Here is a 1,887-nt window from a genome sequence, read left to right as displayed (position 1 = left end):
GCCGTATTGCTGATGCAATCGAGCGGCAAAGGGTGACGACGCTTCACTTTGTACCGTCCATGCTGCGCGCTTTCCTCGGGCATCTTCAAGCCAAGGGAGATACGGTTGGGCTGCAGAGCGTCCGGAATGTATTCGCAAGCGGTGAAGCGCTGCCTGCGCAATGGGCGGAAGTATTTAACCGGTTGCTGTACCGCCCGTACGGCGCCAAGCTGATTAATTTGTACGGGCCAACGGAAGCGACGGTGGACGTTACCTGGTTTGACTGTTCGACCGGGGAAGCCTTGGAGCGAGTGCCGATCGGGAAGCCGATTGATAATACCCGAATGTATATTGTGGATGTGAATGGGCAGCTGCAGCCGGTAGGAGTAGCTGGAGAACTTTGCATCTCGGGGGCGGGTTTGTCCCGCGGTTACTTGAACCGTCCGGAATTGAACGAGAAGACCTTTGTGCCGAATCCGTTCGCAGCCGGGGAACGGATGTACGAAAAAATGTACAGAACGGGCGATTTGGCAAGGTGGCTGCCAGACGGGAACATTGAATATTTAGGGCGGATGGATCACCAGGTGAAAGTACGTGGCTACCGAATCGAGCTGGGGGAGATCGAGTCCGTCCTACTCGATCACGAGTCCGTTGCCGCAGCGGCAGTGATGGCCCGGGAGGATGAAGAGGGCGGCAAATATCTCTGTGCGTATCTCGTAAGCATCCCGGAGGCGGGCGAGGACATTGCCGGGGAAGTGCGAGCCTACTTATCCAGCCGCTTGCCGGAACATATGGTTCCCTCATCTATGGTACAGCTGCGGGAAATGCCGATTGGCCCGAATGGGAAGCTGGATCGCAAGGCGCTTCCCGAGCCGGACGAGCACGGGATAGGGGCGCCGGCCTACGTGGCGCCGAGGAACGAGACGGAAGCCAAATTGGCGGAGATATGGGAGACTGTGCTTGGCGTAGAGCAGGTCGGCATTGACGCTCAGTACTTCCATTTAGGGGGAGACTCCATTAAAGGCATCCGTTTGGTAGATGCGATGAATCAAGCGTTCGGCCTTCATATGCATATGATCGACTTGTACAAGCATCCTGACCTCCGCTCGCTTGCTGAACACATCGGACGCTTGGAATCGGGCGTATCCGGCCAAGCGTGGATGGAAGCCCAAGAAAGCATAGAGCGTCTCAAGCAGCAGTTGCTTCAGGAGGAAGTGTTCTCTGAAACGGAAATTGAAGATATTTACCCGATGAGCGACATCCAGCAGGGAATGGTGTACTATTCCATGGCCCATCCGGACGATGCAGTATACCACGATCAATTTATTTATCAGATCCGGGAACCGCATTTTGAACCACAGCTATTGGATCGGGCGCTGGAACTGATGGTGCAAAAGCATCCGATGCTGCGCTGCAGCTTTCACCTGGATCAGGCTCCTGGATGGGTTCAAGCAGTGCATAAGAAAGTGGAGCTGCCGGTCGAGCATTTCCATTTGCAAACACGGAGCCGAGAGGAACAAGAGCAGTTTATCCGCGAAGAGTTGGAAGCGGATCGCCGCCATCCGTTCCCGTTAGATTGGGCACCACTGTGGCGAATCAAAGTATGTATGCTGAGCGATGACCAATTGGCGCTGTGCTTTATTTTCCACCATGCGATTTTGGATGGCTGGAGCGTGGCTTCTTTCATTACGGAATTGATGAATGTGTATGTCCGGCTGAAAGAGGATCAAAGCTTCGTGCCCGAGCTGCTGGCCAACAGCTACAAGGCCTACATCGTGGATCAGACGGCGCTCAAACAGGAAGAGGACGTATTGGCGTATTGGAAAACGGAATTGGACGGGTACAAACGGCTGCAGCTCCCGGAAGCAGTGTCGCCGGAGGCGTCAAGCGGCCGCTCGGAACGAACCC

The 1,887-nt window shown here is 55.2% G+C and carries 1 protein-coding gene; it reads left to right on the top strand.

The window, feature by feature from the left end; all coding sequences use genetic code 11:
• On the top strand, positions 1-1,887 hold a 1,887-nt coding region (locus AZ66_RS28860), incomplete at both ends, for an amino acid adenylation domain-containing protein (RefSeq protein WP_156160134.1).

This window comes from Paenibacillus sp. E194, assembly GCF_000935845.1.
GTDB lineage: Bacteria > Bacillota > Bacilli > Paenibacillales > Paenibacillaceae > Paenibacillus_B > Paenibacillus_B alvei_B.
The sequence above is the reverse complement of the archived record's forward strand: the minus strand, read 5'-3'. Positions and strand labels throughout refer to the sequence as shown.